14 protein-coding genes are annotated in these 15,539 nt (G+C 65.4%); 2 read left to right on the top strand and 12 right to left on the bottom strand.

Features of this window, described 5'->3' with window-relative positions:
* The first annotated feature begins 104 nt into the window (after positions 1-104).
* Positions 105-2,438: an aminotransferase class III-fold pyridoxal phosphate-dependent enzyme gene (locus SCA01S_RS03550; protein ID WP_157088842.1), complete on the top strand. Its 2,334-nt coding sequence runs from the start codon at positions 105-107 to the stop codon at positions 2,436-2,438.
* 20 nt (positions 2,439-2,458) lie between these two features.
* The gene (locus SCA01S_RS03545) at positions 2,459-3,187 is read left to right on the top strand and encodes a glutamine amidotransferase (protein ID WP_062782902.1); all 729 of its coding nucleotides are present in this window, start codon (positions 2,459-2,461) and stop codon (positions 3,185-3,187) included.
* Here the strand turns inward: SCA01S_RS03545 and SCA01S_RS03540 are convergent.
* The 12 genes from SCA01S_RS03540 to SCA01S_RS03485 form a co-directional block, all read right to left on the bottom strand.
* Positions 3,178-4,191, bottom strand: a complete 1,014-nt coding sequence (locus tag SCA01S_RS03540; protein WP_062782899.1) for an alcohol dehydrogenase catalytic domain-containing protein — start codon at positions 4,189-4,191, stop codon at positions 3,178-3,180. The genes SCA01S_RS03545 and SCA01S_RS03540 overlap by 10 nt on opposite strands.
* The gene (locus SCA01S_RS03535) at positions 4,191-5,030 is read right to left on the bottom strand and encodes an SDR family NAD(P)-dependent oxidoreductase (protein WP_062782895.1); all 840 of its coding nucleotides are present in this window, start codon (positions 5,028-5,030) and stop codon (positions 4,191-4,193) included. Before SCA01S_RS03535 ends, SCA01S_RS03540 begins: the two co-directional genes overlap by 1 nt.
* A gap of 35 nt (positions 5,031-5,065) precedes the next feature.
* A complete protein-coding gene (locus SCA01S_RS03530; RefSeq protein WP_062782892.1) occupies positions 5,066-6,160 on the bottom strand; it encodes a Rieske 2Fe-2S domain-containing protein in 1,095 nt (364 codons plus the stop codon).
* Between the two features lie 16 nt (positions 6,161-6,176).
* Entirely contained in the window at positions 6,177-6,713 is a 537-nt protein-coding gene (locus SCA01S_RS03525; protein WP_062782889.1) for a 2,4'-dihydroxyacetophenone dioxygenase family protein, read from the bottom strand.
* Positions 6,714-6,727: 14 nt separating this feature from the next.
* Positions 6,728-7,264 (bottom strand): 2,4'-dihydroxyacetophenone dioxygenase family protein, encoded by a 537-nt coding sequence (locus tag SCA01S_RS03520; RefSeq protein WP_062782886.1) that lies wholly within the window; start codon positions 7,262-7,264, stop codon positions 6,728-6,730.
* Positions 7,265-7,281: 17 nt separating this feature from the next.
* On the bottom strand, positions 7,282-7,815 hold the full coding sequence (locus tag SCA01S_RS03515) for a 2,4'-dihydroxyacetophenone dioxygenase family protein (RefSeq protein WP_062782883.1): 534 nt from the start codon (positions 7,813-7,815) through the stop codon (positions 7,282-7,284).
* A 61-nt stretch (positions 7,816-7,876) separates the two neighbouring features.
* The gene (locus tag SCA01S_RS03510; protein WP_062782882.1) at positions 7,877-10,435 is read right to left on the bottom strand and encodes a TonB-dependent receptor; all 2,559 of its coding nucleotides are present in this window, start codon (positions 10,433-10,435) and stop codon (positions 7,877-7,879) included.
* 178 nt (positions 10,436-10,613) lie between these two features.
* Positions 10,614-11,543 carry a helix-turn-helix domain-containing protein gene (locus tag SCA01S_RS03505; RefSeq protein WP_062782881.1) on the bottom strand — a complete coding sequence of 310 codons (930 nt, stop codon included), beginning with the start codon at positions 11,541-11,543 and terminating at the stop codon, positions 10,614-10,616.
* A 29-nt stretch (positions 11,544-11,572) separates the two neighbouring features.
* A complete protein-coding gene (locus tag SCA01S_RS03500; protein ID WP_062782880.1) occupies positions 11,573-12,847 on the bottom strand; it encodes an MFS transporter in 1,275 nt (424 codons plus the stop codon).
* A complete protein-coding gene (locus tag SCA01S_RS03495; RefSeq protein ID WP_022678279.1) occupies positions 12,844-13,416 on the bottom strand; it encodes a VOC family protein in 573 nt (190 codons plus the stop codon). Before SCA01S_RS03495 ends, SCA01S_RS03500 begins: the two co-directional genes overlap by 4 nt.
* A 132-nt stretch (positions 13,417-13,548) precedes the next feature.
* Positions 13,549-14,583 carry a zinc-dependent alcohol dehydrogenase family protein gene (locus SCA01S_RS03490; protein ID WP_245652427.1) on the bottom strand — a complete coding sequence of 345 codons (1,035 nt, stop codon included), beginning with the start codon at positions 14,581-14,583 and terminating at the stop codon, positions 13,549-13,551.
* A 70-nt stretch (positions 14,584-14,653) separates the two neighbouring features.
* Positions 14,654-15,526: an IclR family transcriptional regulator domain-containing protein gene (locus SCA01S_RS03485; protein WP_245652426.1), complete on the bottom strand. Its 873-nt coding sequence runs from the start codon at positions 15,524-15,526 to the stop codon at positions 14,654-14,656.
* Between the last annotated feature and the right edge of the window lie 13 nt (positions 15,527-15,539).

The following is a 15,539-nucleotide window of genomic DNA, read 5'->3' as shown; positions in this document are numbered from 1 at the left end:
GCTTTAGCTGCCTGGCCTGTCTCCGCAACCACAATGCCCTTGCGATCTCAGATGCAAAGGCCCTATGCAGGCGGCGAGGACGGAGCAGCGGCAGGGACGATACGGTGGCAGGATTGGCAGTTCATGATGCACTCGACGCCATTCCGCCAGCCTTTCCGCTGCAACAGGTGCAGGAGCGGGTTCACGCCGAGTGGGGATTGCGCGGCCAGTGGCACGCGATCAACTCGGAGCGGGACCAGACCTGGCATCTCACCGATGATGCTGGATCGGATTACGTGGTCAAGCTGTCGCACCGGATGGAGCAACCGGCCACGGTGGATTTCCAGATCGGGGCGCTCGATCACATCGCGCGGATCGACCCGCAACTGGCGGTGCCACGGATGGTGCCTACGCTTGCCGGCGCCAGGCGCACGACGATAACCGCCGATGATGGCACGGTGCACATCCTGCGCATCCTGACCTATCTCGACGGCAGGATCGCCCAGGATGCCTTTGCGGACTGCACCGATCCCGCAGCACTGCGCCGCGCCACGGGCGCCTTCGTGGCGCGGTTGAGCCTGGCGTTGCGTGGCTATTTCCATCCCCATGCGGCCAGCAACCGGCACGATTGGGATCTTTCGCGGGTGACTGCGCTGGCCCCGGCCCTGCCCCGCATTGCCGATCCGGCCCTGCGCGCGCAATGCGCCCAGATTCTGGCCGAGGCGGACAGCCGCATCTATCCGGCGCTCGCCCGCACGCGCCACCAGGTGGTGCATCAGGACGCGCACATGGGCAACCTGCTGGTCGATCCTGCACAGCCCGCAAACATCGTGGGCGTGATCGATTTCGGCGACATGCTTTATGGTGCGCTGCTGGCCGATCTGGTGACGGCGGCAGACTGTTTTCCCGATGAAAGCGTTGATCCGCTGGTCATCCTGGCCGAGGTGACGCAGGGCTTCGACACGGTCTATCCGCTGGAAGAAGCGGAAATCGACCTGGTATTCGATATGTGCTGCCTGCGCCTGGTCAACACCGTGCTGGTAGCCAATGCCCGGCGTGATCCCGCAGACGAAACGCCCGATGCACATCTGGGCGGCGGGCGCAAGCATAGTGCGATGCTGGCCAAGTTGCTGGCAGTGGGGCGTGATACCGCGACCCATGCGCTGCGCCGGGCCTGCGGTTTTCCGGTGCCCGCGCTGGCCCCGGATCCGGCAGCCGCGCGCACGGGCCTGATCGCGCAGCGCGACGCGGCATTTGGCAAGATCTGGCACTTCTATGAAACGCCGCTGCATCTTACCCGTGGGCAAGGTCCCTGGCTGATCGGCGCGGATGGCACGCGCTATCTCGACGCCTATAACAACGTGCCGCAGGTAGGCCATTGCCACCCGGCCGTAGTGCGCGCCATCGCGCGCCAGGCTGCCGCGCTCAACGCCAACACGCGCTATCTGGCCGATAGCCCTGGTTCCTATGCCCAGGCGCTGCTGGCCAAGGCACCGGCCGGGTTCGATGTCTGCTCGTTCGTCAATTCCGGCAGCGAGGCCAACGACGTGGCCGCGCAGATTGCCCGCTTTGCCACCGGGCGCACCGGCGCCGTGGTGATGCAAGGCGCCTATCACGGGATCACGGCCACCACGGTAGAGCTTTCCCCGCTCACCAAGGCGCCGCACGCGCATGTGGCCTGCCTGCCCCCGCCCGACCTCTATCGCGGCGTCGCGCCCGATCCGGCGGAAAGCTGGGCCAAGGCCGTGGCAGCGCTGGCCCAGGTCGGCCACCAGCCGGCGTTCCTGATGATTGACACCGCGCTGACCAGCAACGGCGTGCCCGGCCAGCCAGAAGGCTATATGCAAGGCCTTGCCCGTGCCGCGCACGCATCCGGCGCGCTGGTGATTGCCGACGAGGTGCAAGCCGGGCTGGGCCGCATGGGCAGCTTATGGGGATTTGCCACTCAGGGCCTGGACCAGGTTGACGTGATCACGCTGGGCAAGCCGGTCGGCAATGGTCATCCGCTCGGCGTGGTGCTGACGCGGCGCGACCTGTGGCAGGCGTTCTATGCCGATTGCGAGGTGTTCAGCACGTTTGGCGGCAACAGCGTGTCCTGCGCGGCGGGCCAAGCCGTGCTGGACGTGATCGAGCGGGAAGACCTGATCGCCCGCGCCAACCACATTGGAGACTTGCTGCGGGCAGAGTTGCGCACGCTCGCGCAGCACTTTGCCCTGATTGGCGACGTGCGCGGACGCGGCATGCTGACGGCGCTGGAGTTCGTCACCGACCGTGCCGCCCGCACCGCGGCGCCGGCCCAGGCGCGCCTGCTGGTGGAACGGATGCGCGAAAACGGCGTGCTGGTGGGCACGTCGGGCGAATATCGTGCCACGTTCAAGCTGCGCCCGTCGCTCACCTGGACGGAAACCGAAGTGGCGTTCTTCATCGATGCCCTGCGCAAGAGCCTCAACGCCCTCTAACGCCTGCGAAAGAACCGATCGTGCCCAAGCCACTGCTGATCATCCAGCCAGCAACCTCGTATGACGACATGCCCGCCACCTGCGCCGTGCACGGGGACGAGGTCGCCTGGTTCAGCGCCGGCTGCGGGGTGCCGCGTGACGAGATCGTGGCGATCAAGGTCTATCAGGACGAGCCGCTGCCCGATCCAGCAGAGGTGCGCGGCACGATCATTACCGGCGCGATCGACATGGTCACCGATGGTCACCCATGGATCGAGCGCACCGCCGCCTGGGCGCGCGATGCCATGGCGCAAGGCGCGCCGATCCTGGGCGTGTGCTTTGGCCACCAGTTGCTGGCCCATGCCCTGGGCGGGGTGGTGGACGACAATCCGCGCGGTGCGATGTTTGGTGGGGTAGACGTGGCCCGCACCCCAGCCGGCGCGCAGGACGCGCTGTTTGCTGCGCTGCCGCAGGTGGCGCGACAGATGGTTTTCCATTTCCAGTCGGTGCTGGCCTTGCCGCAAGGGGCACAGGTCCTGGCCACCAGCGGCCACGACCCGCACCACGCCGTGCGCTATGCCCCGCGCGCCTGGGGCGTGCAGTTTCACCCCGAATTCGACGCCGCGATCATGGCCGGCAGCTATGACGTCTATGCCGATGCCATTGCCCGCGCCGGCTTTTCCGTGCCCGCCCTGCGCGCCGCCAATGCTGACACGCCCGACGGCCCGGCATTGTTGCGCGCGTTCATCGCGGCGGCCGATCAGTCCTGATCACCCGGCGCGATCAGCACCTTGCACTGATGGGTGCGGTGGCGCAGGCTTTCGAACACGTCGGGCGTCTGCGCCAGGGCGATGGTATCGGTTACCAGCAGGCGCGGTTCGGCGAGGCCACGATCGAGCGCGTCGAGCGCGGCTTCGTATTCCTGCCGCGTGAAGAAGGCAGAGGTGATCAACCGCACTTCCTTTGACAGCATGGCAAAGGTGTTGAGCGTGTCGGGCCGCGTGCACAGCCCCAGCAACACGATGGTGCCGCGGTTGCGCGCGGTTTCCACCCCTTGCGCGATCAGGCCGGGCACGCCGACGCATTCGAACACCAGATCGGCAGGGCCACCCAATGCGCGCTGGGCTGCGGCCACCGGATCATCGGCCGCCACCACGAACTCGTGCGCGCCCATGGCAAGCGCACGATCCCGCTGCCACGGGGCGATATCCTGCACCACCACGCGCCCGGCCCCGTGCTGCCGCGCCCAGAATGCCACGGCAAGGCCAATCGGCCCGGCGCCCAGCACCAGCACCTTGTCTCCCCGGCGCAGGCCAGACAGGCCGATGCCATGCAGCGCCACGGCCAGTGGCTCGATAATCGCGCCATCGGCCAGGCTGGCGGTCTGCGGCAGGCGCACGCATTGGTTGGGCCGGGTGAGCGCATATTCGGCATAGCCGCCACCCTGCAGGCCAAACGCGGTGCACCATTGTACCTCTCCGGCGCGGCAGGCCGGGCAATCGCCGCAGCTTTTCAACGGGCTGACCGCCACGCGATCGCCCACGCGCCAACCGGAGACATCACGGCCCATAGCCACCACTTCGCCGGCGAACTCATGCCCGAGGATAGAGCCGGCGCCCTGGCCATAGGCGGGGTCTTCGGTCATGTGCAGATCCGATCCGCAAATGCCGCAGCGGCCCACCCGCACCACCAGGTCGCCCGCCTCTGGCACGGGGTCGGGCACGGTTTCCAGCGCCAGGGGCCGGTGCAGCCCCTGCATCACCACCGCGCGCATTACTGGTACTTGCCCAGCATCATGCCACCATCGATCACCACGTGGCTGCCGGTCATATAGTCAGACGCATCTGAAGCGAGCAGCAGCGCGAGCGGCTTGATCTGCTCAGTCTCGGCCAACTTGCCCAGCGGCACGATGGCATCCCAGGCGGCGCGCGCCACCGGGTCTTTCTTGAGCCAGCCGCCGCCGATGTTGGTCACGAACGGGCCAGGCGCGATGGCGTTCACGCGGATGCGGAACTCGGCCAGTTCCAGCCCCAGCGCACGGACCATGTGCAGCACCCCGGCCTTGGCCGGCATATAGGGCAGGCCCACGATCGGCTCTGTCACCAGGCCGGCGTTGGATGCGGTGCAGATGATCGAGCCGCCGCTGCGCCCGTTGGCGCGGCCGGGTTGTTTCATGATCCGCACAGCGTTGGAAATGGTGTAGAATACGCCGTTGAGGTTGACCGCGATCGACTTGTCCCAGCGCGCCGGATCATAAGTATCGACCTGGCCTTCCGGGTTGCGATGGCCCGCCGGGTTCCAGAAGCCGGCGCCGGCATCGATCCCGGCATTGGCAAAGCAGATATCCAGGCCGCCGAACGCGCTGGCATGGTCGTCAAAGGCGGCGGCCACCGCATCAAAGCTGGATACATCGCAATGGACGGCGCGGGCGTCGTGCCCCGCCTCGCGCAGCAGGGCGGCTTCGCGCTCTGCACCGGGCAGATCGATGTCTGCCAGGGTGACGGCCGCGCCGCCTTCGGCCATGGCCTGGGCATAGGCAAGGCCAATGCCGCTGGCAGCCCCGGTAACCAGCGCGCTGCGCCCGGTGATGCTGAAACGATCGATAATGGCCATGGTGTTCCTCTCCGATTGGGGGGATGCCCCGCCTTTCAGACGGTGGCTTCGGTGTCTTGCGGCAGGGTGGTGCCCTGCTCGCGTGCGATCAGGCGCTGCAGCAGGCGACGGGCGCGGATGCCGCCGCCATCGCCGCCCAGCACCAGGGGCTTCAACGCCCAGAAATCGGCCCCACGCATCAGGCGGTGGCTATCGCGGATGATCGGCATGTCCTCGCGTTCGAAGGCATGTTCGAGCGCGGCCTGCATGCCTTGCGAAAACGCCGCATCGCCCAGCGCGAAATCGCGCCCCGTCGCCCAGATATAGTGCGTGGTATCGGGCGTTTCGGGGGTAAAGGCATGGAGCGAGGGCAGCAGCGTGCATTGCTCACGCGGTGTGCCGGGCGGCCCGGCAATATAGTCGAAACGCAAGACCGCCGGTGCGTGCCAGATCACCTCGCCATAGAAATCCTGCGCCTGCCCCACGCGGCCCAGCATGGCGCCGATGCCATCGGAAAGTGTGTCATTCAGGCGGACATATTCGGCATGCACCGTTTCGCCATCCTGCCAGAAGCGCCGCTCTCCTTCGGTAAAGGCGCGGGCGACCAGCGCGGGGTGGACGAAGTTGGCATGGCTGAGATCGAGGATATTGTCGCTGTAGAGTTCGTAATGCCCTTCGGCACGGGTGGCGCCGCGCACCACCGCCCAGGCGGGATCGACCAGCCAGGAAAAATCCGGGATCAGCGCGGTATCGGCGCGTTCCGCCTCGCCCATCCAGGTCCACAGCAGGCCATGGCGCTCGACCAGCGGATAGACCGGCAAGCGTGTGGCGGGCAGCTGCCCGCCAGGATGGGGATTGTGCACGCAGGCGCCCGCGCCATCAAAGCGCAACCCGTGATAGGGGCACGCGAGCGCGCCATCGATCACCCTGCCCTGCCCCAGCGGGGCAAAGCGATGGGGGCAGCGTCCACCCACGGCATGGGCGACGCCCGCCTCGTCGCGAAACAAGGCAACCGGCTCTTCCAGGAAGACCCGATCGATCGGATCGCTGCCCAGGTCATCGGCCCACCCGGCCACGTACCAGCAATGGCGCAGATACGTACCGCGCGGCGGACCGGCCAGAACGGGGATGGAAAGCGCCGGCGCCGGCATCACGCTGCCCCGCTGCTCACAGATAGAGTTGCTTGTTGATCGGGATACCGTGTTCGCGGCAGTAGCTTTCATAGTGGTTCATGAACCACCACACATCGAGCGTTTCCACGTGGTTGCCCTGGGCATCGAAGAACTCGTTGGCGCCCTGCATGTGAAACAGCGCCTTCATCCCCTGCGGATCATCGGTCACCAGGGTGTGGGCGGTGCCGGGGGTTTCGGTGATGAATTCACCCGGCTTGCACACCCAATCGTATTCGAGATAGCGGAACGAGCCTTCCAGCCCGATCGCCCACACCTTGCCCCGGTGCTTGTGCGTGCCGATCACGCCGGGGCCCTTGATCCACAGGATGTTGACATAGATGTTTTCGCGCACGTCGAACGCCAGGTGGCGGATCGCGGCGTTGTCACCGAACGGAACCCACGGGCTTTCCGCCTCTCCCGCGCCGACATAGGTGCCTTCCACCCCGCGCGCGCGGATCAGGTCACCATAGAGTTCGGGCACCGAGACGATTTCATAGGCGGATGAGGGCGGCGCCTTCATGCTGCTGGCCATGGCGTTTGCCTTTGTCAGAGATAGAGCTTGGGATTGATCGCAAGGCCGTGCTCGCGGCAGTGCGTCTCGTAGTGGTTGATGAACCACCAGACGTCGGCGGTATCGACCAGATTGGCCTGGTCATCGTAGAAATCGATCGGTCCCTGCATCCAGCCGAACAGCTTGCAGCCCTGCGGGTGATCGGTCACCAGCGTGTGGCTTTCGCCCGGCGTTTCCAGGATCAGGCCCCCCGGCGTTGCCACCCAATCGTATTCGAGATAGCGTACCGATCCTTCCAGGCAGACCATGGTGATCGTGCCGCGATGGAAATGGGTGCCGATCACGCCTGGTCCCTTGACCCACAGGATGTTGGAAAACAGATTCTGGCGCACGTCGAACGCCAGGTGCTTGATCGCCGCGCTATCGCCGAACGGCACCCATGGGCTGTCCACGTCGGTGGCGGCGTCGATATAGCGGCCGCCGGGGCTGAGCCGTTCGACCAGGGCCTTGTGCGGGAATTTCACGTCGACGATTTCCGCCTTGTTCGACGGCGGGGCTGTCATCACGGTCATGGGGGGATCTCCGGGGGTCAGCGGATCAGGGTGTCGACGTAATCGGCGCCGATGCCGACAGCGGCATAATGCGCGCGGGCGGCGGCGATATAATCGAACACGTCGTAATGGCCGATGGTGTTGCCGGCCTCGTCGAGCCACATCAGCGGGCCCGACACGACGAAGAACACCTTCATCGGGTCTTCGTGTTCATAGCATACCAGGGTGTGGCTCTCGCCCGGGGTTTCATAGATGAAATCGCCGGCGGTGGCCGTCCAGGAATGTTCGAGATAGGCCCACTTGCCGCTGATGGTATAGGCCCAGATCGGATGTGGGTGATAGTGGCGGTTAACCAGGCCGGCCTGCTTGCTCATCAGCACGTCGGCCCACATGTTTTTCGATGGGCTGATCCACACCGGCTTGGAAAACACGGTTTCACTGATCGGCACCCAATAGCGTTCATCGCCTTCGGCAATCTTGGGCATATAGACTTCGGGCAGGCCACCATCGCGGAAGACTTTCTCTACCGGCTTGATGTCTTTCCAGAATTCGGCGTGGGGGGCTTCGGGCATTATCGTTCTCCAGGGGAGGAGCCGGGCAGCGCGGGGACCCGCGCCGCCCGGCTTTGTTGCGTCAGAACTTCACGCCAACGCGCGCATACCATTCGGCCGGGCGGCTATAAGTGCCGTAGATCTGGCCGCCGGCCAGCTGTGCCTGGCCGGTGGTGAGATAGCGTTCGTTGGTCAGGTTGGTGCCGCCGGCCGTAAGCTCCCAGCTACCGCCCGGCGCACGATAGGTGATCGAGCCGTTGAGCACCGTGGTATGCTGCCGGTCGAGCAGGAAGGTGCCTTCGGTGTCGTTCTTCATCATGCTGGTGAAGGTGACGTCGCCAAGGAACACCAGGGTGCCGTGGCTGCCCAGATCGGCCTGATAGCGGGGCGACACGTTGAATTTCCACTTGGGAGTCTTGGGCAGCGTGGCCCCGGCAAAGACCCCGGCCTGGAGCGCAGAAGGCGCAACCTGCGCCGGGCCATCGACGCTGGTGTACTTGGCATCGGTATAGCCGAGCGAACCGGTGATGGTCAGGCCGCGCGCCGGCGCTGCCACCAGTTCCACTTCAAAGCCCTTGATCCGCGCATCACCGGCATTCTGGATGGTGGGCGAAACCCCCTGCTGGAAGTTGAGCTGGATGCCATTGTAGTTGGTGAGGAACACCGCGCCGTTGATCTGGAGATGCCGATCGAGCAGTTCAGACTTGATCCCCGCTTCCCAGGTTTCGGCCTTTTCCGGGCCAAAGCCCGGCGCATAGGGCAAGGGGTTGGACAGGCGCGTGGTCCAGCCGCCGGTCTTGTATCCCTTGGACCAGCTGGCATAGACCATGATGTCCTGCGTGGGGTGCAGTTGCACGCCGACCTTGGGCGAGAAGTTGGAGAAGGTCTTGTGCTGCACACCGGCAACGTAATAGCGCAGCGGCTGCCCGGCATTGGGGAAGCCGTTGTCCACGCGGCACGCATCGCTAATGGGATTGAGTGAGGCGCAGTTGGGATCGCCAAAATAGTTCGCCAGCTTGTAGTTCAAGCCGTTGGCATCAGACTGGAAGCCTTCGAACTCCTTCTTTTCGTGGGTATAGCGGCCACCCACGGTAAAGGCGATCAGGTCTGACAGGGCGTAGTCGACCTGGCCATAGAACGCATAGTTCTTGGTCGAGAGGTTGTTGGGCCCGTCAACCTGCAGCAGGCCTTCGGCAAAGGTCACATAGTCGTGCAGGTCACCGCTTTCGGTGAAGTAATAGGCGCCGAGCACATACTTGAGCTTCTTGTCCACAGCCGTGCCAGTGAGTTGCAGTTCCTGGCTGAACTGCTTCTGGTTCATCGAGAAGCTGGTGTGGAGGAAGTTGAGCGGCGAACCGTCAAGGTCCATGCCCACCACCCAGTGCAATTCGCGATAGGCCGTGATCGACTTGATCGAGGCCGTGTCAGACAGATCGAAATCCAGCGTCAGCGCGGCGCCGCCCTGCTTCAACTTGTTGAAGTTGTTGCCGTTGGCATAGGACGTATCGATGTTGTTGGTGACGAACCGATTGTCATAGGGCAGCCGGTTGTTGTCAGGATTGTTGTCGGTGTTGACGCCATAGATAGCGGGCAGATCGAGGATCGAGTTGAGCCCGCCGCGGCGATAGAGATAGGCGGCCGAGGGCGGCCCGCCGATGAAGCTGTCGCACGGGCCGGTAACGCCGCCCACGGTGGTGGTGGGATTGCCGGCGATTGCGCAGTTATAGGTGCCGGCAAACACCGCCGGGAAGGTGGTGATCACCTTGTTGGCGATCTGCGAGGTATCGGTGCGGCTGTAATCCCCGGTCAGCGTCGCGCGGAACGTGGCGCCGTTGTAGCGGATCTTCCCGCGCAGGTTCCAGGTATTGTCGCCCCCTTCGGTGCCGTAGCCCTGGTTGCCATAGCCAGCCGCCTTGAGCGAGGTGATCGGATCGAACGCATAGTTGTTGGCGCCCGGATAGGGAATGCGATGCAGGTAGCCATCGCGCTTGGTGATCGCAAAGCTCAAGGACGAGGACAGCTTGTCGGCCAGCGGCATGTCGACCGTGCCCTTGGCGCTGAACAGGCTGTAGCTGCCGGTCATCGCGCTGCCAACAAAGCGGAACGTATCGCCCGGATCATGCGTCACGATCGAGATGGCGCCACCGATGGTGTTGCGGCCGAACAGCGTGCCCTGCGGCCCCTTGAGCACTTCGACGCGCTCGACATCGGGCAGGTCCTGGTTCGCGCCGACCGAGCGGGCAAGATAGACGCCGTCGAGATAGATGCCCACGCCCGGATCGATGTTGAAGGCGAAATCGTTGGCGCCGATGCCGCGGATATAGGCCGCTAGCACCTGGCTCGACCCCGAAAACGGCGTGCCGGCATCAAGCGTGACGTTGGGCGCGATGTTCGAAAGCGAGGAAACGCTGGTCACCGCGCGCTCCTGCAGGGCCGATGCGGTGAAAGCACTGATGGCGATCGGCACATCCTGGACGTTTTCGGCGCGTTTTTGCGCGGTCACGACGATTTCCTGGATGCCCCCGTTGCCGCTCTGCGCCTCTGCCTGTGGCGTGGCCTGGCCTTGCGGCGCTTCCTGCGCCATCGCCGGGCTGGCCAGTGCAATGGCCAGTGCGCCCACCGATACCGGTGCGAACTTCATGGTCTCTCTCCCTTTTTTCGATGCGGGTTGTGCCCGGATTCCCCTGACATCCGATCCGCTGTGGACGATGGTAGGTGTTCGGGGTGATCTGCGCTTGCATTGGTGCGCAAGCCGATCAGGATTCTGGCGCAACCACCCCGAAAAATTCAGCGCGCCCGAACAATTCAGCCGGCAAGGTTCAATTGCCGGCGCGCCATTCGCGCGGCGCCACGCCAAAGCGCTGGCGAAAACAGCGCGCGAAATAGGCGCTGTCGTTAAATCCCATTTCGAATGCGATCTGCGTGATGCTGGCGCCAGGGCTGCCGGTAATGCGATCGGCCGCGCGCTGCAGGCGCCGCTCGAGGATATAGGCGCTGGGCGTGGTGCCCATCATGGCAAACACGTTCTGCACCGTGCGGACCGAGGTGTGGCAGGCATCAGCGAGGGTCTGCGTGCGCAGCGCCGGATCGCCCAGATGAGCATCGACCAGCGCCACCACCTTGTCGCGCAGGGCATGATCGGTCACGCGCTCTTCAGGATGGGTGGCGCCGCGCATGGCGAGCGCGGCGAGGTCATAGAACACGGCACTCACGCCCTGCTGCCAGGCCATGTCCTGCCCGCTTTGATCGCCCTGGTGCCACAGCGAGCGCAGGAAATCGTGGAATACCCGGCCGCCCGGACTGGCCCCGCACAGGCGGCGGCTGAGCATGTCATCGAGGCCGGGCACGCGTTCGGCGAGCGGCGCGCGCGGGAACTCCACCACCAGCAGTTCATGCGCGGAAAGATCGAGCGTGTAGGACTGGTGCGGCGATCCAATCACGAAATCGCCGGCTTCGAGCAGGCTTTCCGCCTGCCCCTGGCGATGCAAACTGCGGCCGCGGCATTGCAGGTGCAGGATCAACCGCTCGGTCGTGGCCTGATCACCCTGCCGCCCCACGAATGAGGCGGTCGAGCGCGGGCGGATCATGGCAAGGTCACCCACCGTCCATGACCACATTTCGCCCACGAAATCGCGGCCCTGGGTTTTCACATAGGTGCCGGAATAGATGCGATCGACCAGATCATTCCAATACGACAGGCGCTGGTCGGGCGCGATGGCATCGGTGGCGTAGCGTTGCACGGCATTCATCGGCGTGAACTCCCCCAACGAGAACAAGATCAGGCGCTTGGCACGACCCCCGGTGTTACGGGATGGCGGCCCGATGCCGCCCGCCGCGCGAGCACGCGTGGTGCGCTTTCCTCAAGGCCCAGCGCCAGCACACCGGCCGCCAGGCACAGCACGAGCATCAGCCACACCGGCGCAGCCAAGCCATAGGCGTCGGCCAGGAAGCCGGCCAGAAACGGGCTGAGCACCCCGCCCAGCACTTCGCCGATGCCCATGACCACGCCGGTCAGGGTGGCGGTCAGCCGCGGGTCGACGCTTTCGGCCGGGATCGTGGCCATGAACATCGGGAACAGGCCGTTGAGCGCCCAGCCAAAGAAGAAGATGGCGCCCAAGAGCCAGGCCGAGCCACCATAGTAGATGGCGCCCAGCGGCAGGATCGCACCCAGGAACGAAAAGGCGATCATCACCGGGCGGCGGCCAATGGCATCGGACAGCGCCGGCACGGCAAAGCTGCCGATCCCCGCCGAAATGCCCAGCGTGGCCATGAGCCAGCCCATCGTGCCCGGATCGAACCCGCGCCCCTTGGTGAGAAACAGCGGCATGAACGCCCAGCACACCACCAGATAGGACACCAGCAGGATCGCGATCAACGCACACAGCAACACGTTGCGGTGGGCAAACGCGGCGCGTAGCGTCACGCGCGGCGCATCGTCATGATGCTCAACCGCAGGAGGTTCACGTAGGGTGAACCAGATCAGCGCCGCAGTAATCACGCCTGGCGCCGCCGCCAGATAGAACCCCTCACGCCAGCCATAGGCGACCGCCAGTGGCACCAGCAGGATCGGCGCGAGCCCCGAGCCGAGCAGATTGGAGCCCAGGTTCTGGGCCACGCCCATCGCCATGCCCCGCCGTTCCGGCGATACCTCGCCCACGATCATGGCATGGCTGACGGGCATGACCCCGCCTTCGGCCGCGCCCATCAGCAGGCGGGCGCCAAGCAGCATGAGAAACGAAGTGGCAAAGCCCGACACCACCGAGCACAGGCAAAACGCCAAGGTGGCGACCACCACCACGGCCTTTTGCGCGCCAAGCCGATCCGAAACGCGCCCCACGACAAAGCCCGACAAGGCCCAGGTGAGCGAGAGGGCCGAGGAAAACAGCCCAACCTGCGTGTTCGACAGGCCCAGATCGGGCTGGACGAACGGCATGAGAAAGTTGAGCGCGTTGCGATCGAAGAACAGGATGCCGAAATTGAGGCTGAGCAGACCGGTCACCCAGACCTGATAGCCGCTGCTGGCGCGCGCTGGCGCGTGGGCCCGCCCGCTCACAGGAAGGGCCTTACCGGATCGCTGCCGTCCCACCCGCGCGATGCCTGCCACATCGCAGTGAAATGGCGGTCCATGTCGGGCGTGGCGGGGATCAGTTCGACAAAGCCCGGCGCGCCATCATGCCCCCCTTCGAGATAGGCGACAGCGCCCCCCGTGGGCACCGGGGCGCGAAAGGCCATGGTATAGCCGCGTTGCAGGTAGCCGGGTAGCGCCGCATCGACATCGCGGCAGGCAATGCCAACGTGGTGGAAGCCATGGCCGCGCGCCTCGATCGTTTCGCGATAGACCGACGGGTTATCATCGAGCGGCTGGATCAATTCGATCTGCATGTGCCCGGCAAAACCCATGGCGATCGCCACGTCTGCGGTGGACGGCGTGCCGCGATAGACCTGCCCCTCGGTGAGGAAATGGGGTAGCAGGAAAAATGGCCCTGCCCCGCAATCGCGGATGAAGTGGTCGATCGCGGCGTTGATATCGCGCACCACGAACGCAGTCTGGCAAATTCCGCCGATCGGCTGGCCATAGCCGAGCGTGGCGGCCGGTGTGACGGCAGACGTAAGCTGGTCCAACGGCTTGTCCTTTCCCCTTGCGCACGCGCCCACCGCCGGAAACCCGACGTCGCACCATGCGCGCATCCTCTTCCCTTGGCGTGCCGGCCGCTATCGGGCCGCGTCACGCCTGCTCTGGCCCAGGGCCGGCGATCACACCGTGATCACGACCTTGCCAAACAACCCTGCCGATGCCTGATACTCCCAGGCCTCGCGTGCCTGCTCCATGGCAAAGCGGCGATCGATCACCGGCTTGATGCTGTGGGCATCGATGAACTGGTGCAGCCGGCGCGCCATGCCGGCCGAGCCGACGAAGATGCCGCGCAGGCTGGCGCCCTTGATCATCAGCCCATGCGGGCTGGTATCGCCACTGCGGGTCAAGACGCCGATCAGCGCGATCTCACCAGCAAAGCCGACCGCCTGGATGCTTTGCGCCAGGGTGCCGGCACCGCCGACTTCGACGACATGGTCCACCCCGCCGCCGGCAAGCTCTGCCGCGCGCACGCCCCAATCGGGCGTGGTGCGATAATTGATCGTTTCGTGCACGCCCATGGCACGCACCCGCTCCAGCTTTTCATCGGACGATGACGTGGCGATCACCCGCGCCCCGGCCGCCAGCGCGATCTGTGCGGCGAGCAGCGAAACCCCGCCGGTGCCCAGCACCAGCACCGAACGCCCCGGCCCGACCGGCCTTGGCCCTTCCATCAAGGCATGCCAGGCCGTGACCCCGGCGCAGGGCAGGCAGGCCGCTTCCTCGAACGACAGGCTGGCGGCGATGGGCACCACGCCGTGGGCGGGCAGCACCACCACATCCTGGAGCATGCCGGTGGCGGGCGGCGCGCCGAGCGCGGGACCGGAACCGGGATTGGGCGGTCCATCGTCCCAGTTCTGGAAAAACAGGCCAGCGACGCGGTCACCCACGGCCAGGCCAGTCACCCCTTCCCCCACCGCCACGATCTCTCCCGCGCCGTCAGACAGCGGCACGGTGTCACGATCGACTGCGCCGCCGAAATAGTGGCCCAGCGGGATCAACTGATCGCGATAGTTGAGCGAGCAGGCCCGCACGCGTACCGCCACTTCGCCAGGGCCAGGCTGCGGCTCCGGCACGTTGACCAGCGCCATGTCGTCAAGCGATTGCGCGCCCTTGCGGATAAGCCATTGCCGCATATAGCCGTCCATCTCCCCCATGGCATATGGTCTGCTTCTTACGCCTTGTTGCCAATCATGGCACAGGCGACGGGCAAATTAATCAGCTAGACTAACTATTTTCACCAGGTGAAACGCGTTTCGCGCTCGCTGCGGTAAACTGGGCCATGATCGCGCCGCTTGGCGCCCGCCCCTCCGCCGCCAAGGCCGCGCGTTCGATCGCCATGGCGATTTCGCGCGCAGTATGCTTGAGCGCACCCAGATGGCGCAGCATGACCGCATCATCGGTGCCGCGCTTGGCCGGCCAGGTGATGTTGATCGAGGCCACCGGCGCACCATCCAGCAGGATCGGCACCGCCATCGATCGGCGCCCGTCGCGCAGCACCAGTTGCCTCGACCGATCCGGCCATGGGTGCAGCGGCTCGCGCGCAGCATAGCCGCGAGAGCGTGTTTCAGCCAGGATCGCGCGCAGATCGGCTTCGCTACCTTCTTGCGGGTTGCGAGGGCGCAGGCGGGTGATGATCGCCTCGCGCTCTTCCTCGCGGCAGGCGGCGAGATAGGCCCGCCCGGTGGCGGTGTGGATATAGGAAAGCTTGACGCCAACCGGGCCGAGCGTGGCCGAATCGAGTCGGAACAGCGGGCTGTTAGTTTCCACGATCTCCATGTGATCGAGGCGCGGCATGGCGAGCACCGATGGCCACGAGACGCGCGTCGACAGTGCCTTGAGCCAGGGCGAGGCCACCTCGGCGACATGCTCCAGCGTCAGCGCCTGCGAACGCGCCCGGGCATCGACGTGGGGCAGATAGGCACCGTCGGCAAGCCGCTGCCATATCAGCCCTTTCTGGCCCAGCGTCTGCAGCATGCGCAGCAACGTCGCCTTGGGCAGGCCCAGCGCCACATGCATTTCGTGCAGGCTGGCCGCGCGGCGGGCCTGCACCTGCAGCAAGACATCCAGGCCACGCTCCAACGCGCGGACGGTCTTCACCTTCCGATCCTGC

Origin of the sequence: Novosphingobium capsulatum NBRC 12533 (assembly GCF_001598375.1) — a bacterium.
In the GTDB taxonomy this organism is placed as follows: domain Bacteria; phylum Pseudomonadota; class Alphaproteobacteria; order Sphingomonadales; family Sphingomonadaceae; genus Novosphingobium; species Novosphingobium capsulatum.
This window is presented reverse-complemented; position numbering and strand designations above follow the sequence as displayed.

What these genes read in the sequence shown, in the direction of transcription:
- SCA01S_RS03525 (WP_062782889.1), bottom strand. Translation starts at nt 6,713, where the DNA reads ATGGCCAGCAGCATGAAGGCGCCGCCCTCATCCGCCTATGAAATCGTC.
- SCA01S_RS03490 (WP_245652427.1), bottom strand. Translation starts at nt 14,583, where the DNA reads ATGGGGGAGATGGACGGCTATATGCGGCAATGGCTTATCCGCAAGGGC.
- SCA01S_RS03535 (WP_062782895.1), bottom strand. Translation starts at nt 5,030, where the DNA reads ATGGCCATTATCGATCGTTTCAGCATCACCGGGCGCAGCGCGCTGGTT.
- SCA01S_RS03505 (WP_062782881.1), bottom strand. Translation starts at nt 11,543, where the DNA reads ATGAATGCCGTGCAACGCTACGCCACCGATGCCATCGCGCCCGACCAG.
- SCA01S_RS03530 (WP_062782892.1), bottom strand. Translation starts at nt 6,160, where the DNA reads ATGCCGGCGCCGGCGCTTTCCATCCCCGTTCTGGCCGGTCCGCCGCGC.
- SCA01S_RS03540 (WP_062782899.1), bottom strand. Translation starts at nt 4,191, where the DNA reads ATGCGCGCGGTGGTGATGCAGGGGCTGCACCGGCCCCTGGCGCTGGAA.
- SCA01S_RS03515 (WP_062782883.1), bottom strand. Translation starts at nt 7,815, where the DNA reads ATGCCCGAAGCCCCCCACGCCGAATTCTGGAAAGACATCAAGCCGGTA.
- SCA01S_RS03510 (WP_062782882.1), bottom strand. Translation starts at nt 10,435, where the DNA reads ATGAAGTTCGCACCGGTATCGGTGGGCGCACTGGCCATTGCACTGGCC.
- SCA01S_RS03520 (WP_062782886.1), bottom strand. Translation starts at nt 7,264, where the DNA reads ATGACCGTGATGACAGCCCCGCCGTCGAACAAGGCGGAAATCGTCGAC.